At 57.2% G+C, this 23155-nt stretch carries 25 protein-coding genes; 12 read left to right on the top strand and 13 right to left on the bottom strand.

The features are described from left to right. Nucleotides 1-18: 18 nt before the first annotated feature. The gene (locus QPL94_RS14410) at nt 19-450 is read left to right on the top strand and encodes a tautomerase family protein (RefSeq protein ID WP_285358309.1); all 432 of its coding nucleotides are present in this window, start codon (nt 19-21) and stop codon (nt 448-450) included. Nucleotides 451-522: 72 nt separating this feature from the next. Here QPL94_RS14410 and QPL94_RS14405 read toward each other — a convergent pair whose 3' ends face one another. Next, nucleotides 523-744: a GDCCVxC domain-containing (seleno)protein gene (locus tag QPL94_RS14405; RefSeq protein ID WP_285358307.1), complete on the bottom strand. Its 222-nt coding sequence runs from the start codon at nt 742-744 to the stop codon at nt 523-525. Nucleotides 745-978: 234 nt separating this feature from the next. Here QPL94_RS14405 and QPL94_RS14400 point away from each other — a divergent pair, with 234 nt between their 5' ends. Further along, nucleotides 979-2022, top strand: coding sequence for an IS110 family RNA-guided transposase (locus tag QPL94_RS14400; RefSeq protein ID WP_285358306.1), 1044 nt, complete (start codon nt 979-981; stop codon nt 2020-2022). 463 nt (nt 2023-2485) lie between these two features. On the opposite strand, the gene QPL94_RS14395 is transcribed toward QPL94_RS14400, so the two are convergent. From QPL94_RS14395 to QPL94_RS14375, 5 genes are all read right to left on the bottom strand, one after another. Further along, the gene (locus QPL94_RS14395; RefSeq protein ID WP_285358305.1) at nt 2486-3427 is read right to left on the bottom strand and encodes an enoyl-CoA hydratase/isomerase family protein; all 942 of its coding nucleotides are present in this window, start codon (nt 3425-3427) and stop codon (nt 2486-2488) included. Nucleotides 3428-3525: 98 nt separating this feature from the next. Continuing rightward, nucleotides 3526-3927: a GFA family protein gene (locus tag QPL94_RS14390; protein ID WP_285358304.1), complete on the bottom strand. Its 402-nt coding sequence runs from the start codon at nt 3925-3927 to the stop codon at nt 3526-3528. Nucleotides 3928-3949: 22 nt separating this feature from the next. Next, the gene (locus QPL94_RS14385) at nt 3950-4366 is read right to left on the bottom strand and encodes a VOC family protein (protein ID WP_285358303.1); all 417 of its coding nucleotides are present in this window, start codon (nt 4364-4366) and stop codon (nt 3950-3952) included. Continuing rightward, complete coding sequence (locus tag QPL94_RS14380; RefSeq protein ID WP_285358302.1) at nt 4367-5122, bottom strand: AAA family ATPase; 756 nt, start codon at nt 5120-5122, stop codon at nt 4367-4369. Beyond that, the gene (locus QPL94_RS14375; protein ID WP_285358300.1) at nt 5106-6134 is read right to left on the bottom strand and encodes a DUF5677 domain-containing protein; all 1029 of its coding nucleotides are present in this window, start codon (nt 6132-6134) and stop codon (nt 5106-5108) included. Before QPL94_RS14375 ends, QPL94_RS14380 begins: the two co-directional genes overlap by 17 nt. Before the next feature lie 145 nt (nt 6135-6279). On the opposite strand from QPL94_RS14375, the gene QPL94_RS14370 reads away from it, so the two are divergent. Together QPL94_RS14370 and vapC are read left to right on the top strand one after the other, a co-directional pair. Further along, entirely contained in the window at nt 6280-6474 is a 195-nt protein-coding gene (locus QPL94_RS14370) for a type II toxin-antitoxin system VapB family antitoxin (protein ID WP_011785720.1), read from the top strand. Then, nucleotides 6471-6872: a type II toxin-antitoxin system VapC family toxin gene (gene vapC / locus QPL94_RS14365; protein WP_285358291.1), complete on the top strand. Its 402-nt coding sequence runs from the start codon at nt 6471-6473 to the stop codon at nt 6870-6872. Before QPL94_RS14370 ends, vapC begins: the two co-directional genes overlap by 4 nt. 126 nt (nt 6873-6998) lie before the next feature. Here the strand turns inward: vapC and QPL94_RS14360 are convergent, their stop codons facing one another. After that, nucleotides 6999-7511 (bottom strand): copper chaperone PCu(A)C, encoded by a 513-nt coding sequence (locus QPL94_RS14360; protein WP_285358290.1) that lies wholly within the window; start codon nt 7509-7511, stop codon nt 6999-7001. 216 nt (nt 7512-7727) lie between these two features. On the opposite strand from QPL94_RS14360, the gene QPL94_RS14355 reads away from it, so the two are divergent. Further along, a complete protein-coding gene (locus QPL94_RS14355) occupies nt 7728-8456 on the top strand; it encodes a tellurite resistance TerB family protein (RefSeq protein WP_285358289.1) in 729 nt (242 codons plus the stop codon). Between the two features lie 26 nt (nt 8457-8482). Here the strand turns inward: QPL94_RS14355 and QPL94_RS14350 are convergent, their stop codons facing one another. The 4 genes from QPL94_RS14350 to QPL94_RS14335 are packed head-to-tail and all read right to left on the bottom strand — an operon-like array spanning nt 8483 to nt 11996. Next, nucleotides 8483-8998: a phosphate-starvation-inducible PsiE family protein gene (locus QPL94_RS14350; RefSeq protein WP_285358287.1), complete on the bottom strand. Its 516-nt coding sequence runs from the start codon at nt 8996-8998 to the stop codon at nt 8483-8485. Nucleotides 8999-9035: 37 nt separating this feature from the next. Then, nucleotides 9036-9374 (bottom strand): zinc ribbon domain-containing protein YjdM, encoded by a 339-nt coding sequence (locus tag QPL94_RS14345; RefSeq protein WP_285358285.1) that lies wholly within the window; start codon nt 9372-9374, stop codon nt 9036-9038. A 57-nt stretch (nt 9375-9431) separates the two neighbouring features. After that, on the bottom strand, nt 9432-11393 hold the full coding sequence (locus QPL94_RS14340) for an alkaline phosphatase D family protein (RefSeq protein WP_285358284.1): 1962 nt from the start codon (nt 11391-11393) through the stop codon (nt 9432-9434). A gap of 36 nt (nt 11394-11429) precedes the next feature. Then, nucleotides 11430-11996 (bottom strand): histidine phosphatase family protein, encoded by a 567-nt coding sequence (locus QPL94_RS14335; protein WP_285358283.1) that lies wholly within the window; start codon nt 11994-11996, stop codon nt 11430-11432. A gap of 110 nt (nt 11997-12106) precedes the next feature. Here QPL94_RS14335 and QPL94_RS14330 point away from each other — a divergent pair, with 110 nt between their 5' ends. From QPL94_RS14330 to QPL94_RS14305, 6 genes are all read left to right on the top strand, one after another. After that, the gene (locus tag QPL94_RS14330; protein WP_285358281.1) at nt 12107-12559 is read left to right on the top strand and encodes a YaiI/YqxD family protein; all 453 of its coding nucleotides are present in this window, start codon (nt 12107-12109) and stop codon (nt 12557-12559) included. 71 nt (nt 12560-12630) lie between these two features. Then, nucleotides 12631-14421 carry an ABC transporter ATP-binding protein gene (locus QPL94_RS14325; RefSeq protein WP_285358279.1) on the top strand — a complete coding sequence of 597 codons (1791 nt, stop codon included), beginning with the start codon at nt 12631-12633 and terminating at the stop codon, nt 14419-14421. 93 nt (nt 14422-14514) lie between these two features. Then, complete coding sequence (locus tag QPL94_RS14320; RefSeq protein WP_285358277.1) at nt 14515-15288, top strand: ABC transporter ATP-binding protein; 774 nt, start codon at nt 14515-14517, stop codon at nt 15286-15288. Beyond that, nucleotides 15278-16210 carry an iron-siderophore ABC transporter substrate-binding protein gene (locus QPL94_RS14315; protein WP_285358275.1) on the top strand — a complete coding sequence of 311 codons (933 nt, stop codon included), beginning with the start codon at nt 15278-15280 and terminating at the stop codon, nt 16208-16210. The genes QPL94_RS14320 and QPL94_RS14315 overlap by 11 nt, the downstream gene beginning before the upstream one ends. Continuing rightward, nucleotides 16200-18251, top strand: a complete 2052-nt coding sequence (gene fhuB, locus QPL94_RS14310; RefSeq protein WP_285358274.1) for a Fe(3+)-hydroxamate ABC transporter permease FhuB — start codon at nt 16200-16202, stop codon at nt 18249-18251. The genes QPL94_RS14315 and fhuB overlap by 11 nt, the downstream gene beginning before the upstream one ends. Continuing rightward, nucleotides 18238-19098 (top strand): (2Fe-2S)-binding protein, encoded by an 861-nt coding sequence (locus tag QPL94_RS14305; protein ID WP_285358273.1) that lies wholly within the window; start codon nt 18238-18240, stop codon nt 19096-19098. The genes fhuB and QPL94_RS14305 overlap by 14 nt, the downstream gene beginning before the upstream one ends. Nucleotides 19099-19194: 96 nt before the next feature. Here the strand turns inward: QPL94_RS14305 and QPL94_RS14300 are convergent, their stop codons facing one another. Next, on the bottom strand, nt 19195-21372 hold the full coding sequence (locus QPL94_RS14300; protein WP_285358272.1) for a TonB-dependent siderophore receptor: 2178 nt from the start codon (nt 21370-21372) through the stop codon (nt 19195-19197). Between the two features lie 258 nt (nt 21373-21630). Here QPL94_RS14300 and QPL94_RS14295 point away from each other — a divergent pair, with 258 nt between their 5' ends. Then, entirely contained in the window at nt 21631-22713 is a 1083-nt protein-coding gene (locus QPL94_RS14295; protein WP_285358718.1) for a PQQ-dependent sugar dehydrogenase, read from the top strand. A gap of 23 nt (nt 22714-22736) precedes the next feature. Here QPL94_RS14295 and QPL94_RS14290 read toward each other — a convergent pair whose 3' ends face one another. Further along, the gene (locus QPL94_RS14290) at nt 22737-23150 is read right to left on the bottom strand and encodes a GFA family protein (RefSeq protein ID WP_285358271.1); all 414 of its coding nucleotides are present in this window, start codon (nt 23148-23150) and stop codon (nt 22737-22739) included. Nucleotides 23151-23155: the final 5 nt, after the last annotated feature.

Genomic DNA, 23155 nt, shown 5'->3' with positions numbered 1-23155 from the left:
GATCGGGAGGAATCTTCCATGCCAACGTATACCGTTACCACCGCGAACCTTTCTCTGTCACAGCAGCAGAAATCACAAATCGCGGATGCCATAACAACGGCCCATAGTAGCCAAACCGGCGCGCCCCGGTTTTTTGCCCAGGTTCTGTTCACGGCTCTTGGGGAAGGTGACCATTTTGTGGGTGGGCAGGTGAACACCGAGCCCCAGGTTTATGTCTCTGGACTGGTTCGCGAAGGACGCAGCGCCAAGGTCAAGCAGGCGGTGATAAGCCAGATGCTTGAGGCGATAGCCATGATTACCGGCGTAACAACTGAGGACATCTGGATTTACCTGCAAGACCTTCCGGCCGCGCAGATGGTCGAGTTTGGCCGGTTTCTGCCAGCGCCGGGCGATGAGGCTGAGTGGGAACGGGGAATGTCTCCGGAAAAGCGAGCCAAGTTACCCAATTAACCGGAGTTACCTTCAATGCACCTGCCTTTCCGGCTGACCACCGCCCGTCGGTGTTGAAACCATAGTCACTTGTTATGGGCCAGGAGTACAACACCCTGACCCTTGTTGAATCGGTGGACACGGTACTGTGCCGTATGAGCAAAAAACACAGCAGTCTCCATGCTTGGGCTTTAGTAAAACATGGCAAGACTCACACTCGTAGAAATACTGGCATGAGTCGGTAGGCATCGTTTCCGCTTTCTGGTGGCCACAGTGTGGACATTTAATAGTTGAATCCAAGACTACATCGACCATAGCCATGCCCTCCCGAAAGGTATGAATTTCAGGCCCATTCACACTGGACGTTGCTCAGCACAGAGGCTGACCGGGCCTATCGCCAGCCAGCATGCGCGGCTACGGAATGGAGGCGAAGCCGCAATGCAGTAGGCGTCGCCGTGATTGGCCTTGATACTGATTGAGCCTTCTCCCCAGCCCAGCGGTTGCCCGCTAAGCTGGAAGGCGACCAAGCACTACAAGGGAGAAGACTCAATGAACTTTTACCATAGCACCCACCGCCATTATTGTGGAATCGATCTGCACGCCCGCAGCCTCTACGTCTGCATCATCGACCAGCAGGGCGAAGTGCTGCTGCACAAGGAAATCAAAGCCCGGCCGGAACCGCTACTGGCTCTGCTGGAACCCTTTCGCGATGATCTCGTCGTGGGTGTCGAATGCATGCACTGCTGGTACTGGATCTCAGACCTGTGCGAAGAACACGGCATCCACTTCATTCTGGGCCATGCGCTGTACATGAAGGCGATCCATGGCGGCAAAACCAAGAACGACCATATTGATTCCTTCAAGATCGCGATGCTCATGCGCGGTGGTAATTTCCCGCTGGCTTACGTCTATCCCAAGGAGATGCGGGCCACCCGCGATCTGTTGCGTCGCCGTACTCGAATTGTCCGGCATGGGGCTATGCTCAAGGCCCACGCTGTGAACACTCTGGGCCAGTACAATCTGCCGCCCAGCAAAGCCAACCTCAACAACCCCGGCGGCCGGTCACAACTCACCGCTGCTTTTACCGGTCCAGACGTTCAGCGCAACATCGATCTGGACCTGGCCATCGTCGATTGTTATCAGCACGAACTCAAAAAGCTTGAATGGCATCTGGAGCAGCAGGCCAAACAACACGACGCGGCGTCACTCAACGTGCTGAAGACCATTCCTGGAGTAGGTCGCATTCTGGCCCTGACCATTCTCTATGAGGTCGGCGATATTCAACGCTTCGAATCCGTTCAGAAGTTCGCGTCCTACGCTCGCCTGGTGAAGTGCAAAGCGGAATCCGCCGGCAAGGTCTACGGCACCCAGGGCAACAAGATCGGCAATGCCCATTTGAAGTGGGCGTTCTCTGAAGCAGCCGTGTTGTTTATTCGCAACAACGACAAGGCCAAGCGCTACGTCGAAAAACTCCAGAGGCGAATGAACAAACCCAAGGCCCTATCCGCCTTGGCGCACAAGCTGGGGCGCGCGGTGTACTTCATGCTCAAAGACAAAAGGGTGTTCGATGAACAACGGTTCCTGAGAGGTTAGTCACGCCACGGGCTGAGCATGACGTCTAACTGGATCAGAAAGGATGACGCTGAAGACTGCGAGTCCGCTGACTGGTACCCGATACCCAAGCGGTTTTCTGTCACCGATGTTGAAACCAGATGCTTTGATTAGCCAGCCCGTGGGCGTGCCTTAATACCATGAGCCAGTGCGCTTACACCGGTCCTGAGCCTTAACCTAACTGGAGCCTTGCAGCCCGACACCTTGAATAGTGCCAGTGACCGGTTAACCGATGACTGTCTGGTGCCCCTGACCGACCGATGGAACGACGGGTCAGGCTGTGGCCTAACGCCACGTTAGAGAGCCCCTATATGTGTTTGCTGCAAGTGCCTGACAGCCAAATGAGACTGACGAAGCAGGCGTTCTCGCTCATGGGTTTAGGTTGGCCGCTGGCGCGGCCAAAAAAATGACTATTGCCTATTGAATCCGAGAAGGCTCATATGTGTTAGCCATCGGTTAGATCTACAAAACTACCAGCCTCTAGTTTTGTTCTCGCGATTGGGTCATTTACGGGAAGAACTTTCTTTGAATCAATGAACTCAACGTATGCTTTAGAAGCCCTTTTCGCGCCACTTGACCCTAACAATGATAGAAATACGCTTTGCTCCAGTTGCAAACCCTTCTCGAGCGCCAAAGACCCGCCTTCGATAACCGACTGCTTAATCACCGCTACAGCAGCTTTGCTGCGATGAGATAGCGGTTCCGCCTTCCTGAGAACCTGGTCAAGCAGCTTTTCATGAGGAATCACCTCAGATACGAGTCCCAGGGATAAACATTCTTTAGGTGAGATTCCCCTACCAGTAAGCATGAGCTCTAAAGCTGCACCACGCCCGATAAGGCGTGACAATCTTTGAGTCCCACCTGCTCCGGGCGGGAAACCGAGCAAAACTTCGAATTGTGCAAGTTCTGCACTATCGGATATAAAGCGTATATCGCATGCGAGTGTGAATTCTAAGCCACCGCCCCCTGTTTGGCCGTTGATTGCAGCGATAAAAATCGTCCCACTGCGCCCCATCAGTTGCAAGGTTTCATGGAGTTTTTGTAACTGTAGGAGGCCTGCAGCCGGTGATTTTTGGAGCAGCCACCGCATTCCGGGAATTCTTTTTAGCGCCCTGACAGCGGCCAATGCAAATCTGGCCTGACCTATTGAGATAGACGGTGAGCTTTCGGCTACTTCCAACAGTTCACCAACATCGTAATGGGATATGAATCTATTGGGGTCGTAACCGGTAAACACCACAACACCGACATTCTGATCGCGATCTACCGACACGATCAATTCATTGAGTTCATTGCACATTGATTCTGTCAGCAACGCATACGGCGGATTGCTGAATTTCGCGATCACTATGCGTCCATGCTGTTCCGTTTCGATTAACTTTTCCATACGGGGTCCTATTGAAGCTGGCTAACGCGCGGCTTTGCGGCGTGCCGGAGCGCAGCGTAGGTGCGCCCGACAACAGCCACTGGTTATGTGATGGTAGCTCAAGCTGGCAGTCCCTCGAACTTTGGCACCTCCCCTAACCCCTCATCCCAAGCAGCTTTGCTGGATGAGAAAATATGCGCAGTTGGCAACATGGCGATTTCAGTGTCCAAACACCCTGCGGGAACGACGAGCAAACCTGCGATCTGAGTGTCTGGCAATGCTGAACCACACAACTTACAAAAGCTTTTGTTATGACGAGTGCCGGGGAGCGTAAAGGAAGTCACAGCATCTGCACCCGACTGCCAGACCAATTTAGCTGAACTTGAGAATAGATTTGCCGCATGAGCCGAACCTGTATCTTTTTGGCAATGCTGACAATGGCACAGGTAAAAACTGTCGAAATCACCTTTTACCTCAAAACTTACAGTGCCGCACAGACAAGAACCCAAATGATCAGTCATTAGAACTCCTTCCACTGCCTGGTTAGGCTTCTTCATCCTTCGGACCAACCCAAAAGAGGGGGTTATGCGCGACCTCCCACAGATAACCGTCTGGATCGGCAAAGTAGCCGGAGTAACCGCCCCAGAACACCTTCTGAGCGGGTTTCACCACTTTCGCACCTGCTAACACAGCCTGTTCCATAAGTTCGTCAACTGCCGCCTCGGAATCCACGTTATGCGCAATCGTGAAGCCGGCGAACCCGCTGCCTTCGGCAGGTATCCCCACGTCTTTCGCCAACGATTCCCGCCCGTATAGTCCGAGCCAGCTGCCATTGAGTGTGAAGAAGGCGACCTCTGGCGGTGAATCCATCCTCGGCAGGCCAAGCCCCTGCTCATAGAAGCGTACCGACACTTCCAGATCACTGACGCCCAGCGTAATCATGCTGATCCTTGGCTTCATTCAGAATCCTCCTTTGATGTATAACGCCAGCAGGCACCAGTACACGGTTGCCAAAATGGTAAGCGAGCCGCCATTTTCAATGTTTCGTGCAGCGCCAAACAACCTGCGCGGGATCTCCATCGCTCGAGCATCAACCCCGCCAGACATAGTACGACCGCTGCTCTTTCGCTCCGCATTGTGCACACGCGCAAGCCTCGTGAGAGAATCAATCACAATCATGACGTTGTGACCCTCGCCAGCTTGTTGGCGAGCGATATCAAAAAGCTCATCGGCAACGCGAGCGTGATGAGCATAGCTTTCATCCGAAGAAGAAGCGTGTACCTCAGCCGGGACGCTACGCTTGAAATCAGTCACCTCTTCGGGTCGCTCATCGATCAATAACGCGTAAAGTTTAATGTCGGGATACGCCTTTCCCACCGCTTGGCAAATATCTTTTAAAATCGTCGACTTTCCAGACCCCGGCGGTGCAACTATCAAACCCCGCTGCCCCATTCCAATCGGCGTGATCAAATCCATCGCGCGCACCGTGAGTTTTTCGGAACCTGACTCCAGGCGAATCCCCGGCGTTGGATTGATAGCCACACCGTTTAAAAAACGTTTTTGTGGATCAGCCTCACCTTCAACCTCAACCATAGCTTCGGCTTCCTTAGCCACTGGTTTAGCGTCTTTATTTGGTTTCCGGGTTAAACCTAATGTCTTTCTCGTCATAGCTGTTTGATGGCTCTTGTTATATGGGCGGCTATCGATCGCAGTCAAAGAACGACTCCCCTACTTGATCGGATAATGTCGCGAGCACCTTTGCCGTAACGAGGTCGTCAAAATTCGGCGACAGGAAGAGAGTTGTACAGGTCAGTTGGAGCAAGGATATGGCTGTTGAATGCGCGGGATCAGTCATGCCGGAGTTGCTGGGCCCTACTTGTAGAATATCTTCAGCAGTCTCAGATCGACCGAGCGAGCTCCGAAGTGATTTGATATTTGCGTGAATAATCTGGCTTGCCCATTTGTAGTACGGGCGCCAATGATCTAACCCTACGTCCTCCTCAAGCGCGAAGAAGGTTGGCCTTCCCTTTGACAAGAACTCAGCAGCCCACCCGTAAGGCTCCTTAAAGTGCGTACCATGCTTGGCGAGGACAGCATCATATTGTGACTTGAACTCACTAATCTCCTCGTCACTGAAGCCGGACGCATTGATACGAGATTCGTAGTGATTGAGTTGCGATGCGCCTTTATACGCGTCGACAAATTCGAAGTCAGAGTAGCTGAGCGCTGCCGCCTCCCCGTGTTTGGCTAGGAACATCGCAGTAACAGATATCTCATGAAGTGCACGCCATCGCGCATGCGCTCCATCCGCAAAACCGTTCTTAAGCAAAGCAAGGATCTCTTTGCCTATAAGACACCCCTTTGCGTGGAGCCTGACAACAATATCGAACAAGATGTCCGTTTGCTCTGCCGCGTCAGGCCGAAGCCTTTCGTTGAACGACCCTCCGGCTTCTACTGCAATTTCAATTAACAGTTCTAGCTGATCGAACCCCTTTTGCCATCGGGTGATATCGCGACTGACAAATGCTGCATGATTAGCCCTCCGCTCTTCCAGGCCATCGCGTGCATTCTCCTGGATTGTCGAGAGAATCTGATCCGGCAAGTGTCCAAGTAAATCTTCAAGTTGATCAGGAAGAGCATCGGATATCGCGTCAAGCTCTTCCTCAGATGTAGCGGATTGAGCAAGCTCTTGCACTGCTTCATCAAATGCCTTCTGCAGGATATCCATGCTTCAATTCATATAACGCCCGGCTCACGCGCCGGTTTGGAGCCGCTAAGCGGCGGAAAATCGGTCGCTGTGCAGCCGATTGTTATGTTCTTCCTGAAGTGCTAGATTGTGTATAAAAACCGACATCGATACACATAGGTGCGACATGAGAACGAACATCGTCATAGACGACCAGTTGATGGCCGAAGCTCTCAAAGCCTCTGGCTACGAAACCAAAAAAGAGGCCGTTGAGCAAGGCCTGAAACTTCTAGTTCAGCTTAGCAAGCAGCAGGAAATTCGAAAGCTGCGAGGCAAAATCAAGTGGGAAGGCGACCTGGATGAAATGCGGAGCGCCGGATGATATTGGTGGATACCAGTGTCTGGATCGACTATTTCAACGGAGTCATAAACCCGCACACTGACCTGTTGGATGCCTCAATAGTCCACGGATCCGTCGCTATCGGCGACCTCATATTTCTGGAAATCCTGCAAGGCATTCGCAACGACAAACAATATCGTCAGACCAAACAAAGCCTGCTCGCGCTTGAGCAGTATGAGATGTTTGGCAAAGACATGGCAGCCAAATGCGCCGACAACTACCGAGCGCTTCGAAAACGGGGCATCACAATCAGAAAAACTGCTGATGTGATCATCGCAACCTTCTGCATAGAGATGGAGCTACCTTTACTGTTTTTGGATCGCGACTTCATTCCTTTTGTTGAGCACCTTGGGCTCGAGCCTGCTCTGAGAGAAACATAACTGCGTATTATACGAACCCGTTCGCATAACCCCGGCACCTTCGATAAAAAACCCGTAGATTCAAGTGCATGAGGTAGAATCACTGGAGTTATATGCCCCTGTTCGTATAACTCTAGCCAGCATCGTTCAGTGCCCGGAATGGTCCATTCCGTTGTCTTTTTTCTGCATTCCTCCATCCAACGGCTCAACGTTTAATTCAACGTTCATGTCCACCGCGCCCTCGAATGTTAATCTTAGGGGAACGCTTTCGCCTTCTTTCAAGGGGCCGTTCAGCTTTTCAAGCATCAGGTGGTAGCCGTGGGGTTTAAGCTCCACGGTTTCGCCGGCCGGGATGGCCAGGCCGTCTTTTAAAGGACGCATACTCATGGTGCCGTCTTTCATCGTGCTTTCGTGGATGGAGACGTTTTTTGCCCTGGGGGTGGTGGCGCTGGTGAAGGTGACGTTGCTGTCGCCATGATTGGTGATCGCCATATAGCCAACGCCCATGGGAACACCCGGGGGTGTTGGGCGGCTCCAGGGGTGATCGATGGTGATATTGCCTTCGGTGTACTCTTGGGCCTGTGCAGTGGTGGACAGCGTGCCTGCAAGAAGGCTGAAACCTAACAGCACGTTGGCGGTCAGCGCAGTGAGTGTTTTCATGGAGCCTCGCTTTATGGGTTTGTCATCAACAGGTTGGCAAAACGAATACAGTGTCACTTTCGCCGCCGCTGATGACAAGCCTCACCGTCAATTTTGCATCCAATGTCATATCTTCATTCGGGCACCAAATCTGAACGCCACGGTCATACCAGCGGATACAGATATGCCTCAACCCAATGATCAGCTTAGCCATAGGCGCAATTCTGGAGTGAATACATGAACGCGATGAACATTCTCAAGCAGTTGATGAACCAGGCATCCGGAAGCCAGCCAGGCGCAGGAGGAGGTACCGATATAAACCGCATGGTGGGCAATCTCGCATCGCAGTTCGGTGGCGGCGGTTCCGGAGGTTCAGGCTCCGGGGGCATTGACGTCAAGAGTCTGCTCGGTGGTGGAGCTGTCGGGCTTATGCTGGGGTCGAAGCGGGGCCGGAAAATGGGCGGAAAGGCTCTGAAATACGGTGCCCTGGCGGGGGTTGGTGTGCTGGCGTGGAAAGCCTATCAGAACTACCAGGCCCAATCCTCTGGCCCGGTCGCCGACAACGCCCGGCAAGGCCAACCCCTGGAACAACTGCAAGGCAGTGCCCAGGATCAACGTGGCCTGGAAATACTCCAGGCCATGATCATGGCGGCACGGGCTGACGGCCACGTCGACGCCAACGAGCGTGAGTTGCTTACCCAGGAGATCGAAAAACTCGGACCCGATGACGAACTGCACGCCTGGATTCAGCAGCAGTTCGACGCCCCGCTGGACGCCAACGCCCTGGCCCGGAGCGCGGACTCACCCCAGGCGAGCCGGGAAATCTATATCGTCAGTGCGGTGATGATTGACGATCAGAACCCCATGGAGCGCGCATGGCTGGACCAGTTGGCAAATGCCCTGACGCTGGAGCCGGCCCTTGCCAGGGAACTGGAGAAACAGGTCCAGGTTGCCGCGAGCGTTTAGCCAGGCACTCTTCGAACAGAGGGCGATCAGTCATCCCAGTCGTGATACTGATTGCCCTGCCTTAACAGCCAGTAGGTGATACCCAGCGCCAATGTGGTCGCGGCAATACCGAGCAGGTACATGGGCGTCAGTGTTTCGAAATCCAGCACGATGACTTTCCGGGCAATGGCCATAAGCGCCGTGGCGACAACCAGTTGCACGGGAAAGACGTTGGTGCCCAGATAGAGCCGTATATTAATGAAGATCTCCACCGCAATCAGCACCGCCATGAAGGCACCAAAAGTGTAGAAAATATCGTTGATATTCAACAGCAGGAAAGGTGGCGTGATCAGTCTGTCGTAGATGATGTAAATAACATCGCCAACGCCCCAGAGAATAACCGCGACCATCAGTACCGCAAGCACCCGGATCGCAAAGCGAATGACCCGGTGCAGACCGCGGAAAAAAGGATCAGGGAAATCAATCGGAAGCTCCTGATGCAGTTCGTGCCGATTATCAGGTCGTGACTGGGCAGATGTGACTTCTTTATCGTTATCGGCCATTCAATCTCTCCATACAGCCCGCGATGAACGTTCCGAATCAGGCTTTTTTGACGAACTCGGATTTCAGTTTCATGGCACCAATGCCGTCGATCTTGCAGTCGATGTCGTGATCCCCTTCCACAAGACGAATGTTCTTCACCTTGGTGCCAACCTTTACCACAGAGCTGGAGCCTTTGACCTTCAGATCTTTGATCACAGAGACCGTATCACCATCCTGAAGTTCATTGCCGTTGGCGTCACGAATCACTGCACCGGCTTCGGCAACGGCGGCTTCCGCTTCGCTCCATTCATGCCCGCATTCGGGGCACACAAGCTGAACGCCATCTTCGTAGGTGTATTCGGAGTGGCACTGGGGGCACGGGGGTAACTGAGACATCAGAGATTTCCTGAACAAGGGATTAAGGTCACGATAATACCAGAGAACAGCCCCTGCCTAGTGGTCATCCTGGCGTTCAGGCTCCAGGAACTGAGTGCCGCCGGAGCGTGAATTCAGTTGTGTGATGGTTGTAGGCGCGCCTTCCTCATCCAGTTCAACGATGCCGATTCCGGCGTTGTTCCAGAGTCTTTCGCCCGCATCTCGGCCCTCGGGTTCCCGGGGTGTTATCCGCATTCGCCGACGTTTGGTGAACCAGTTCAGTGGTGACCAAGGTGCGTAGAGCCAGCGGTTGATACGGTCCAGCCACTCCATGAGTGTGTGGGGGAATTCGTTCTTGATACCGCTGCTGGTGATCTGCCAGATTCTGGGCCGGTCCGGCCGGTGGCGAAGGCGCACGTCGTAGGCGAAGGAATAGTGAACGTCGCCAGAGAGGATCACGAAGGTTTCGGGGGTACGCGAGTGGCGAAAGATGTTCAGCAGCACACTGGCGGCACCCCGATGGGCCATCCAGTTTTCTGCATCCACCACCAGTGGCTTGCCGAAGAAGGTGAACACGCTCTGGATCACTTCAATCAACTTCACACCGAACATGGGCGCGGGAGACACCACAATCACGGCCTTTTCGCCCATGATGTCCTGCTGGAATTCGCTCAGGGCTTCCCAGTCGAGCAGACCAGAGGGTCTGGCGCGGTTGAGCTCACTGCGCCAGCGATGGGTACGGGTATCCAGCACCACAATGCGCGGTGAGGTCTGCAGATTGTAGTGCCAGTTCTCGAACTGCATCAGTTGATTGATCAATTGGTCCTGCAACGCCTGGTCAAACACAGCGCCCTGCTCCGCCGATGTCGCCAGCGCCCGTATAGCAGGCATGATGTCGTCAAAGGCATCGGGATTATTGCCCCACCCCTGGCAAAGCAGGTAGGCGACCAGGGCATTGCCCACGATACGACGGGAGAACGGGTGTTCGTAGGTTGTGGCTTCCCACAGCGCAGACAGATTCCAGTCGTCCGTCACGTCGTGATCATCGAAGATCATGTAGGTTGGAAGATGCGCCAATGCCCGTGACGCGCGGGGCAATCCGGCCACGAATTCGTCGATAGCAGCTTGCTGCTGCTGATAGACCCCTGCGTCTACCGACGACAGTGCCGGTTGTTCCATGGTTACCAAGTGCCAACACACGGGCGACCAGACCAACAGGTACATGGCCATGACTTCGTTCAGGCCGATCAGATGGTTGTGGGCACTGGCGGTGGTGAATACCGGCTTTCTGACGCCGCCAAAGAAACGCTCTACCAGCGCCTCGTTGCTGCGAATATCCGGCAGCAACTTTTCCCGGTGAAAGTAGGTATCCGGGTTCTCACGCAATGCCTTGCTGTCACTGACCGAACTCCCGGTGAGCACTTCATCGTACAGGCCCAGGCCATCGATCAGGCTGTGTATGGCCCGGAGCATGGGGCCTGCAACATCGTCGGCGTAGATCTGGTCGCCGGTCATCAGCATCAAAGCGGGTCGTTTGGCAATGTCAGACCGGGATTCCAGTAGCGTTTGGTCCATCCTCACCAACCCGTCGGCCGCCGAGGAATGAGGCCGCCGGCATGAGCCATGGGCCAGGCGGTCCAGCCGTTCTTTGATAACAAAATCGGGCCGGCTGGATCCCGGCATGCACAGGTGTGGCGCCCATTCCTCAATCCAGGACTCTTTACCATCGCCATTCTCAGGCGACAGAGCGCTGGACACACCCAAGTCGTACCCGATGCGGGTTTTCACCGGTAGCGCATCGTCGGGCTCAATATCGATCAAATGCAGGCAGGCATGATCCCCGAAACGTACCCGGGAAACTTCGTTTTCGGAAAGCTCCCGGTCAATCCACGGCTCACCGGCATCTTCCCGATAAAGGCGCAACCGCAGCGTCAGCGAACAGGACCCCACCAGCCAGAAGGTTAGCCTGTCACAGGTGGTGTGCCTGAGAATCGGCCCGGCCAATACTGGCGGCAGGGACTGCAAAGGCCGTTCGCTCATTTAGTCCTCCTGACGCACTTCGACATTTACCTGACCTCAAGGCGAGACCCTCGCCAGTACGGTCGGGTTTTCGGACAGCGGCAGTGCAATCACCACTCCCTCGTTAGATGAGGGGTACACCTCCGTCAGCGCAGTCACGTTCACCTGGTGCGACACCAGCACCACCGGCGGCCCGGGTTCCAGCTCGTTCACAATCGCAATCGTCTGCTCGGTCTGCATCTGCCCGTCGCCCCGGTTGCGGAAAAATGAATTCAGCGATTCCATTTCCTCCACCGGCCCCACATCCATTTCCCGCGCCGTTTCCAGACAACGGCACCACTGACTGCTGAACACCCGCGCCTGATCAATACCATGCTCCGCCAATAAAGGCTTCCACGCCCTCGCCTGTTCACGGCCAGTCTCGTTCAGATTGCGCTGTGTGGAGCAGTCGTCCACGTTGAAATTGCCAGGATCTCCGGTACCCGGCGCCAGGGCATGCCGTAGCATCAAAACCGCCCGGCCCTCTCGGAGGGCTTCCCAGGCCTCTGCGGTGGCATCGGCGGCGAATGCGTTAAAGCAGACGATAAAACTCAACAAACCAGACAAGAACAACCGGCTGTTCATGGTCAACACCTCCCTGAAACAATGTAGAGAGATACGCGAGCCAACCCTACCAGGCTCACATCAACAAAAGGTAAACTCCACCCAGAACCGAACCAACAAAGGAACCAGCCATGCCAATCTGGGTCGACGCCGACGCCTGCCCCGTCCCCATCCGGGAAATCCTTTGCCGCGCCGCCACCCGCTGGCAAGTTGAAACAACGTTTATTGCCAACCACGCCATCAACCTGCCCCCGAGCCCTTACATCAAACGCCGCCAGGTTCCCCAGGGTTTTGATGTGGCCGACAACGAAATTATGGACCAGATGCAGCAGGGCGACCTGGTTATCACCCAGGACATTCCCCTGGCCGCCGAAGCCATCGAAAAAGGCGCGGACGTATTCAACCCGCGCGGCCAGGCCTTTACCAAAGAAAATATCCGCCAGCGCCTGGCCATGCGCAACTTCATGGAAGAGATGCGAAACGCCGGCCAGGTCACCGGCGGACCGCCACCGTTAGGCCAGACCGACCGCAAGGAATTTGCGGACAAGCTGGACCGCTGGCTGCAACGGAATGCCCCCAAGTGATAATGATTCTGTTTTAAAAGACTGAGAAATCGGCTACCCTTGCCGCTTTTCTGGCGCAAGCGGAGCGAACCATGAGCGAGCCTTCCCACAAGACCACCAGCAGTTTCGCAGCGCTCGGGCGCCTTCTGCGTTATGCCAGAGGCTATCGTCGCAAGATCATCGCCGCAGCCACCTGCTCCGTGATCAACAAGCTGTTCGACATTGCCCCGGAAATCCTGATTGGTGTTGCCATTGATGTGGTGGTCAATCAGGAAGAAAGCTTCGTGGCGGGCCTGGGGTTTGAAACCGCCCAGGAACAGATCACCATTCTGGCCGTTCTCACTTTCTTCATCTGGGCCGGCGAATCCATCTTCGAATACCTGTACCAGATTCTCTGGCGCAACCTGGCCCAGCGACTGCAGTCCGACCTGCGGCAAGACGCCTACGAGCACGCCCAGAAACTGGACATGAGCTTCTTTGAAGCCCGCAGCTCCGGCCAGCTTGTGGCCACCATGAACGACGACGTCAACCAGCTGGAGCGTTTCCTGGACGGCGGCGCCAACGCCATGATCCAGGTGGTGGTGACCGTTGTTGCCGTGGGTGCGGTGTTCTTTGTGCTGTCTCCACTGATCGCCCTGCTGGCATTCACGCCGATTCCGCTGATCGTCTGGGGCGCGTTCTACTTCCAGCGCAAGGCCGGCCCACTGTATGCGGATGTGCGGGAGAAGGTGGGCGACCTGTCCAGCCGCCTGGCCAACAACCTGGGTGGCATTGCCACCATCAAGAGCTTTACCGCTGAAAAGCGTGAGGCCGAGCGCCTGAAGGCCAGCAGCGAGGCGTATGTGGAGGCCAACCGCAGGGCCATTCGTATCAGTTCGGCCTTTATTCCGGTTATCCGCATGGCGATTCTCGCGGGATTCCTGGCCACCTTTACCGTCGGCGGCATGATGGCGCTGGAAGGCAACCTGAACGTTGGTGCCTACGGGGTATTGGTGTTCCTGACCCAGCGCCTGTTGTGGCCCCTGACCGGCCTTGCGGAAGTGATCGACCTGTTTGAACGGGCCATGGCCAGTACCCGCCGCATTCTCGACCTGCTGGCCGAGCCGGTGCATGTAAAAGACGATGCCAGCAAGATCCTGGAACAACCCGTGAAAGGTGAAGTCAGCTTCGAGGAAGTAAGCTTTCACTATCCGTCCAGCGGTGCCGGTATCGATAACATCTCCGTACACGTACCGGCCGGGAACACCCTGGCGCTTGTAGGCGCGACCGGTTCCGGCAAGTCGACACTGATCAAGCTGCTGTTGCGTTTTTACGATCCAACGGGCGGCCAGATTCGCATCGACGGACAACCCATCCAGTCCGTCAGCCTCAAATCCCTGCGGGAAGCCATCGGGCTGGTGAGCCAGGATGTCTACCTGTTCGAAGGCAGCATCCGTGACAACCTCGCCTACGGGTTCCCGGGCGCCAGCGACGAACAGATCATTGAGGCGGCAAAAACCGCTGAAGCCTGGTCTTTCATTGAAGCGCTGCCAGAGGGGTTGTCTACCGCCGTAGGAGAACGGGGCGTGAGGCTGTCCGGCGGACAGCGCCAGCGCCTGTCCCTTGCCCGCGCGTTGCTGAAAGATCCTCCCATCCTCGTTCTCGACGAAGCCACCAGCGCTGTCGACAATGAAACCGAGGCCGCCATCCAGCGCTCGCTGAAGCGCATCGGCCATAACCGCACGGTGATCATGATCGCTCACCGCCTGTCCACCATTGTGGACGCAGATACTATCGCGGTCGTGGACGGAGGTCGGATTGTGGAGTCCGGCCGGCACGAGGATCTGCTGGAAAGCAACGGCGCCTACACCGCCCAGTGGCGGGTACAAACCGGCCAGGCATAACGCCTGGCACCCGCTATCAAGAAACACAAAACATTATTGATAGTAATTCGCATTTAGATTATGCTGCAGGCCTTCAGAATCATTGGAGCCTGCATGTCTGCGTTCTTCGAAGTATCCCGCCTGGATGTGAACATCGGCGACATCGCCATTCTCCGGAACATCAACCTCGACTTCCGGGAGGGCGAGGTTACCGCTTTGCTCGGGCATAACGGCTCCGGCAAATCCACACTGCTCAAGATTCTGGCCCGCCAGATCTCGCACACTGCCGGCGACGTCAGCCTGCTGGGTACTTCCTTCCGCACCACCGGCGCACGGGAATTTGCGCGTACGGTGGGCTACCTGCCCCAGCATCCGCCGGGCACCGATGGCCTCACGGTAAGGGAGCTCGTCGCCCTGGGCCGCTATCCCTGGCGCGGGCCACTGGGCCGCTACAACAACGAAGACCATCAGTTGATCGTCCAGGCTATCGCAGATACCGGGCTCAACCGCTTCCAGCATCGCTCTGTGGATACGCTCTCCGGAGGCGAACGCCAGCGGGCGTGGATAGCCATGCTGCTGGCCCAGCAAACCCGCTGCCTGCTGCTTGATGAACCCATCTCGGCGCTGGATGTGAAACACCAGGTGGAAACCCTGCGCTTGGTGCATCGCCTGGCCGAAGAAAGGGAGCTGACCGTAATCGTGGTTCTGCACGATGTGGACCTGGCCGCCCGCTTCTGCGACCGCCTGGTGGCGCTCAAAACCGGGCAACTGATTGCAGACGGCAGTCCGCGGGAGATCATGGATTCAGGGATACTGGAAACCATCTACGGTGTCCCCATGGGCGTGATGGAGCGTGCGCCGGGGCAGTGGGTTTCCTATGTCCATTAAGTATTCCGCCAGAGCCTTTTTGGCACTGCTGTTCATCGGCTTGCTCTCGTTACCGGCCAGCGCTGAAACCTGGCAACACGAGTACGGCACCATCACCCTGGATGAGGCGCCGAAGCGAATTGTTACCCTGAACTGGGCTGCCACCGAAGCTCTGCTGTTGCTTGGCGTAACACCGGTGGGCGTGGCCGACCGGGATGGCTACGATGTGTGGGTGAATGAGCCGGTACTTCCCGCCGGTGTTCACAATATCGGCACCCGCGTGGCGCCAAGCCTGGAAGCGATCGCGGAACTGAAACCGGACCTGATCGTCACCAGTTCGGAAATGGCGCCTGCCTCCAGACTGCTTGAACGGATTGCACCGACCTACGTGATCAGTGTGTACAGGGAAGGCAATCGGCCTTTCGAGAAGGCCCGTGAAATGCTGACCACACTCGCTGACATGCTCGGCCGGGAAGACCGGGCCAATGCCATTCTGGCAGACCTCGAACAGACCCTGGAAACCCAGCGCCAACGCCTGGAAGACGCAGGCATGACCGACAAACCGGTGGCCCTGGTGAACTTCCTGGATGACCGACATGTGCGTGTTTACGCGCCCAACAGCCTGTATCAGACCACCCTGACGGCCCTCGGGCTTGAAAACGCCTGGCCCCGGCAGGGCAATTTCTGGGGATTCTCGGTTGTCGGGCTGGAAGCCATCGCCCCTTACCAGAACAGCCGCATTGTAGTGATCTCCCCGATTTTGCCCGGGCTTGCCGACACATTGGCCAACAGCCCCTTCTGGACCTACCTGCCCCCCGTCAGGCGTAACGAGGTGTACCGGATAGACGCCGTGTGGCCATTCGGCGGTGTGTTTCCGGTAAAACGGCTGGCAACCATGCTGACAGATGCCCTGCTGGAAGGAGGCTTCGACAATGTACGCTGACGGCTCTGACAATGTCGCTGAAGGCTCTGACCTGCCCGCGTCGCGCCCTGTCATTCCCGCAAAACTGCCGGTGGCGGCAGTTATTCTGTGGGTTGGCGCGCTGATTGCCAGTTCCGCCCCCTGGTTGGGCGAACTGGATGCCGGCGCGCTGGTGTCGGCGTTCTGGACCTTTGATCCTGACAACTATTCCTCGGTTCTGGCCCACTACAGCTGGGCACCCCGGGTGTCGATCGCCATCCTGATCGGCTGCGGGCTGGGGCTGGCCGGGGCCATTACCCAGCAGGTACTGGGCAACCCGCTGGCCTCCCCGACCACCCTTGGTGTGGAGGCTGGCGGCCAGTTCGGCGTCACCGTTGCCACGCTGTTTGCACCCGGGCTGCTGGCCTTCAGTCCCGAACTGGCAGCGGTTGGTGGTGGTTTGCTGGCCATCGGCATGGTGATCGCGCTCACCTGGCGGCTCGGATTCTCTCCGGTCACGGTTATTCTGGCAGGCCTGGTCATCACCTTCTTCCTGGGAGCCATGAACATGGCGTTCCTGCTGCTCAAGGGTGAATGGCTGGGCAATCTGTTTATCTGGGGCGCCGGTTCGCTGGTACAGAACAACTGGGGGCCGTTCATGGAGCTCTGGCCCCGGGTAATCGTCCTCGCCATTCTGATGTTGCTGCTGATGCGGCCGCTGCAATTACTGCAACTGGGGCAGACCTCCGCCAGTGCCCTGGGCGCCAGAGTCGGGCTTATACGGGCACTGGCGCTGTTTCTGGTGGTGCTGATGACGGCCACGGTTGTCAGCCGGGTTGGCGTGGTGGCCTTCGTGGGCCTGGCCGCGCCAGTTCTGGCCCGGCTCTTGGGCGCCCGCACACTGGGCAACAAGTTGCTTTGGAGCACCCTCATGGGGGGCGGGCTGTTGCTGCTGGCCGACACCCTGGCGCACTGGGCGTCCACCTGGGGCGATGGCTCCCTGGTGCCCACGGGCACCACCACCGCCCTGATTGGCGGCCCGGTCATCCTGCTGGCGCTTCAGAGTTTCAGGAACACCCATCACATGCCTGGGCAGGAATCCAGTCCGGGCGGCTTCCTGCCCAGGCGCCGATCACCCGTTCTTGTTACCTGCATCGTTACCACACTGCTGATAACCACCGTGGTTGTCTCCATCGGCTGGGCTCCGGGGCTGGACGGCTGGCACTGGACATCAATAACGCAATGGGGCGACGCCTGGGTCTGGCGTGGGCCCCCGCTGCTGGCGGCCATGCTTGCCGGGGTGGCGCTGGGGCTGGCCGGCACACTGATTCAGAGGATGACGGGCAACCCCATGGGCAGCCCGGAGATGCTGGGCATCAGTGGCGGTGCCGCATTGGTCATGGTGTTGATCGTGCTTACAGGTGCCGAAGTCAGCCGCATTGGCCAGCTTGGCGCGGCTACCCTGGGTGCCGCCGGCGCTCTTGGGCTACTGATTCTGCTCGCCCGCAAGCACCGGTTTGCAGGGAATCAGCTACTGCTCGGTGGTCTGGCCCTGTATGTGTTCATGGACGCCGGCCTGCGGCTGGTGATGGCTTCCGGCGGCACCGTCGCCTCGCAACTGCTGAACTGGATGTATGGCTCCACCTGGCTGATTTCTGAAAGCGAGGCTTTCGGCCTGCTGGGCTTTGTCGTGCTGGTCAGCACCTTGCTGCTGTTGATTGTGCGCCCACTGACCATTCTGCCCCTCGGAGATACCGCTGCGGCATCTCTCGGGCTTTCGGTATCCCGTGCCCGGCTGTCGCTGCTGCTACTGGCGGCAGTGTTGACCGCCGCCGCGACTGTGGTCATTGGCCCCCTCAGTTTTGTGGGGCTGATCGCCCCGCACCTGGCAAGAGTGCTGGGGCAACAAACTGTCGGCCGGCAGATGATTGTGGCGGCCCTGGTGGGGGGTCTGCTGCTTGCCGTGGCAGATTATCTCTCCCGCATTGTTGTCTTCCCCAGCCAGTTGCCTGCCGGGTTGCTGGCTGCGCTGGTTGGCGGTGTCTATTTCCTGTGGGGGCTGAGCCGCCATGGCCGATCCTGAACACGCCGGGCTGTCAGACACATGGGCCGAACGTTACGCCCGGCTCCTGGCATCCGCCGGGCTGGACCGGGAGTCCATCCTCGCCCAGGTACTTCAACCTTCCGCCGACGAACGCCCTGGTCTGTTTTCTCTGGCGCAGTGCCTGGAGCAGCCGACACTGCTGATTGACCAGGTCAACACCGATTACCCGAATGCTTCCGATTCCCGCGCCATCCGGGCCCGGGTTTCCGTGCTTCAGCAGGATCTGGCGTTAAATGTGATTGCCCCACTGACCCTGCGGCTGTTCCGGGATGGCCAGGCTCCCCTGCCCGATCCCCGGCGCATTTTTCTCGTTCCTGTTGAGCATGGGGAATCAGTCACGTCCCGTTGGTTCCAGACCCCGGGTGTGCCTGCCGTCGATGAGGAGTGCTTTGTCCGCTCGGTCGGGAGGCTGACACGAGATTGGTATCCGGTGTTCAGGCAGCGGCTGGGGGTGAGCCCCGGAGCCTACTGGAGCAGCATCGGGCTAGGGTTGGGGGCGCCGTTCTCGGCGGTATGGAATCTGGCAGAGCCTGCTGAAACCTGTGACCTGGCCCAGCGCTGGTTGGGGGAGTTTCGCAATGACGCCAACCACTTCATCGACTGGATTCCGGCGGTGTTTGGCGGGCAGACCACGGCCATCCCACAGCGAAAGGGATGTTGTCTGAAGTATCTGTTACCCGAGGGGGGTTATTGCGGCACCTGTGGCGTCTATCGCAAGGAGCGACTGGCAGCCCTCAGCCAGCCATCAAACCCCGATAGCCGAGCCCAGAGCCAGGCCAATGGCAACCACGCCGATGACCATACCGGCGCCTGCGGCCAGCTTTAATCCTTCAATCATTTCCTGTTCGGGCGTCATTCCTTCTCCTCCCTTTTATCATCAATGAGGGCGGGAGTGACTTCCCGCCCTCTCTTCACCTCCGGATCAGTAGACCCAGGAGACTGTCAGGCTGGCGTTCGCCGGGTCGCCATAGAAACCCTGGGCAGAAGTACCAAACTTTTTGAGACTTTCGATGTATTTCTCGTCGGTCACGTTGTTCACGTTCAGCGTGGCGTTCCAGTCTCGGGCAAAGTCATAGCTGGCCATCAGGTCCACCACCGCATAGCTTTCCTGCTCGGTGACGATCTTCGCTCCGGCGTTCGGCCCTGTGGTGGCCACGCCCTGATCCTGGCTGATGGACGACTGCCAGCGCACCTTGCTGCCCAGCTCAAGCCCTTCGACGCCTGGCACTTTCCAGGTACCCCGCAGTTGCGCCAGGTGCTCCGGCACAAAGGGTTTGGCGGAGTTGCCATCGGCGTCTTCGATGTCCACGTAGGTGTAGCCGGCAAACAGCTGGATTCGGTCGGTTACGTCGCCCACGAACTCAAGCTCAACACCCTGGCTTTCAAGTCCGTCTATGCCGCGATAGTACGCGTCCGGAGTACCCGCGAAGGTGCCTGCAACCTCAGCCACGTTCTGCTGTTCCGTCTGGAAAAGTGCGACCGTGGTGTTCACCCGGTCATTCAGGAATTCGCTCTTCAGGCCCAGCTCGTAATTCACGCCATCGATCGGGTCCAGGCGATCACGATTGATGTCCAGCTCGGTTTGCGGCGTGAAGATTTCGGTGTAACTGGCGTACACGGAATGGTTGTCGTTCAGATCGTAGATCAGCCCGGCGTAGGGCGTTTCAACCGCATCGTAACTGGTGGTTTTCTCTGCGCCGTAGCTGGTGCCTTTACTGTCGAGCCAGGTGAGACGAACACCGGTAATGGCTGTCAGGTTGTCGGTCAGGGTCCAGCGGGCAGCGGCGTAAGTGGCGGTTTCACGATCCGTCCAGTCTGATCCGCCAACACCATTATCGAACGTGGGCCGCGGATAATTGCCATCCCACTCGTTCAGAGGTGGCAGCGCGTTACCAATACCCTGACCATAGCGGGACTCGTCCACCGTTTCTGAGCGGGACCAGGTGGCTCCCAACACCAGCTCATGGGTCCGATTTGCCAACTCAAAGGGGCCGGTCGCATAAGCGTCTACCACCAACTGCTCTACGTTGAGATCGTATTGACTCGGATAGGCCAGCAACCCGTCACCGGTTTGCGGATCCGGCGTGCCGTATTGGTAAAACAACTCTGATTCACTGTCATTCTCCAGCCGGAATACGGTGCCTTTGGCCCGCCAGCCGCCAGCCAGCTCCTGTTGCAGCTCCACAAAACTGTTGTGCTGGGTGTTGTCCCAGTAGGACCAGTCCGAAGCGGTGCTGGTTGATCGGGCGAAGTCTGTTGCGGTGCCATCGGTGTAGAACAGGGGCAACGCGCCCCAAAGCGGGCTGTCGGTGTCCGAGGTCTGTATCGAGTGGCCCAGTGTCAGCAGCGTGGTGTCCGTCAGGTCGGCCTCAAGCACGCCGTAAAACATCTGCTTTTCGTTGCTGTAGCGGTCCAGGTAGGAATCCTTGTCCTCGTAACCGGCAACCACACGGCCACGCACGGCCCCGGATTCCGAAACCTCACCCGACACATCCCCCACAATGCGCTTCTTGTCCCAGGATCCCCCGGTGACCGCAACAGAGGCGTTAGTCTGCGCTGTCGGGCGTTTGCGGATGAAGTTAACGGTTGCCGCCGGGTTACCGGAACCGGCCATCAAACCGTTCGCACCGCGCACCACCTCAACCCTGTCAAAGAAGGCGGTATCCAGTTCGCCCTGCACGTTGTCGTATACCGCCGGCAGGCCGACGCCATCGTACTGGAAGTTGTTGATATCGAAACCGCGGGATGTGTAGTAGGTGCGATCTGTCTCAACGGATTCCACGGTCACGCCGGTGGTTCCCTCCAGCACATCGTTGATATCGTTTTGCGCAAAATCGTCCATCTGCTCGCGCGTCACCACGGTTATTGCCTGCGGTGTTTCCCGGTGGCCGAGCTCCATCTTCATGGAGGTTGTGGTTGCCCCGCTGGTGTAGCTGCCGGTGGATTCAGATGAAACCTGACCACGCTCTGCGGATACATCCAGTGCCTGGAGTGTTGTGGGCTGGTTGTCCTGGGCCGAAGCGAAAGCCGGCAGGGTTGCACAAACGATCGCGGTGAACAGCGCCTTGCGGCGGAACAGGGGTTCCGGAATTCGGGACATCTTTTTCTCCGTTTCAGGGTTTATTACAGGATTTAAACCTCATTCTCGTATATTAATACGAATCATTATCGTTTGAAATACCAAAACACTGATCCATTGATTTTTTGTCGCCCTATATACCCTTGCGGGACAAGACACCTCGTTGGAGCTCACTCCAACTGCTATTCTCAAACATCAGTCAGCTATCGAACGGCACCATAAGAAACGGAGGTTCCCATGCGAACTTGCACCCGACTGATCCTCGGCCTCAGCTTTGTGATGCTTTCAGCCACGGCGGTGTCGGAACAGGTTTTTTCTTCCGATAAGGCGGAGTTCCGTCTGGAAACCGTGGCACAGAATCTTGAACACCCCTGGAGCCTTGCGTTTCTGCCGGACGGCTCCATGCTGGTTACCGAGCGTGAGGGACGGTTAAGAATCATCCGTGACGGCGCACTGGTAGACGAACCGGTGAGCGGACTGCCAGAACTTGTCGTTTCTGGCCAGGGCGGCCTGCTGGACGTGATCCTGCACCCGGATTTCGAGACTAACCAGATCCTGTTTCTCAGTTACGCCCACAAGGTAAGCCGCGAAGGCATGACCACTCGGGTGGCAAGGGCAAAACTGGATGGCAACCGGTTATCGGATGTTGAGGTGATTTTCGAAGCCCTGCCCCGTGGTACCACCGGGCGGCACTTCGCCGGCCGCATGGAGTTCGACCGCGATGGCAACCTGTACGTTGCCGTGGGTGACCGGGGCGAGATGAACCGTGCCCAGGCGACGGATGACGATGCCGGTGGTGTGCATCGCCTGACCACTGACGGCGATCCGGCTCCCGGTAACCCGTTCACCGACGACCCCACCGTAAACGACACCTTCTTTACCTATGGCAATCGCAATATCCAGGGTATGACCATTCATCCTGAGACCGGTGAAATCTGGAGCCACGAACACGGGCCCAGGGGCGGCGACGAGATCAACATTATTCGTGCCGGTAACAACTACGGCTGGCCAGACGTCACTTACGGCATCGATTATTCAGGGGTGCCCATTACCGACAAGACCACCATGGAGGGCGTGACTGACCCGCTGCACTACTGGGACCCGTCCATTGCCCCCTCGGGCATGGCGTTCTACACCGGGGACCAGTTTCCTGAATGGCAAGGCGATCTGTTTGTGGGCGCACTGAAGATGCGTAAGCTGGTACGCCTGAGTCTCGACAACGAGGACGTCAAAGAGGAAGAGGATTTGCTGGAAGACCTGGGCGAACGTATCCGCGATGTGCGGATGGGGCCTGACGGCGCCCTTTGGTTACTGACAGACCATTCCGACGGCAAGGTTTACCGGATCGTACCCGCGGAATGATCCGGTGCCCTCAGTTCGGACCGTCAGTTCGGATCATAGCTTCTTTCGGTTTTGTCGTACTGGGGAGTATCGTCCGTGATGGCAAACCAGTCCGACTTGGAACCGACATAAACGTGTGATGCCGGTCCTTTGCCCAAAGGCTCGTTGATCATGCCGACCCGCAGGCGCAGGATACCGGGAATGGCATCAACCCGGCTGTACAGCTGGCTGCCGCAGCGGGGGCAGAAACCCCGGTACTTGCCCGGGCGGGATTCGTATTCCCGGACCAGCTCTTCACCCGCGGTAAAACGGGTTCGGATTTTCTGAATTGGCGCGCTGGCGGAAAACGCACTGCCATGGGCGCGCCGGCACTGGCTGCAATGGCACAGGGCTATCGGTCCCAACGGGCCGTCGTATTCCAGCTTGATATCGCCACAAAGGCATTGCCCAGTCAGCATGATTT

Source organism: Marinobacter sp. SS13-12 (genome assembly GCF_030227115.1).
In the GTDB taxonomy this organism is placed as follows: domain Bacteria; phylum Pseudomonadota; class Gammaproteobacteria; order Pseudomonadales; family Oleiphilaceae; genus Marinobacter.
The sequence above is the reverse complement of the archived record's forward strand: the minus strand, read 5'-3'. Positions and strand labels throughout refer to the sequence as shown.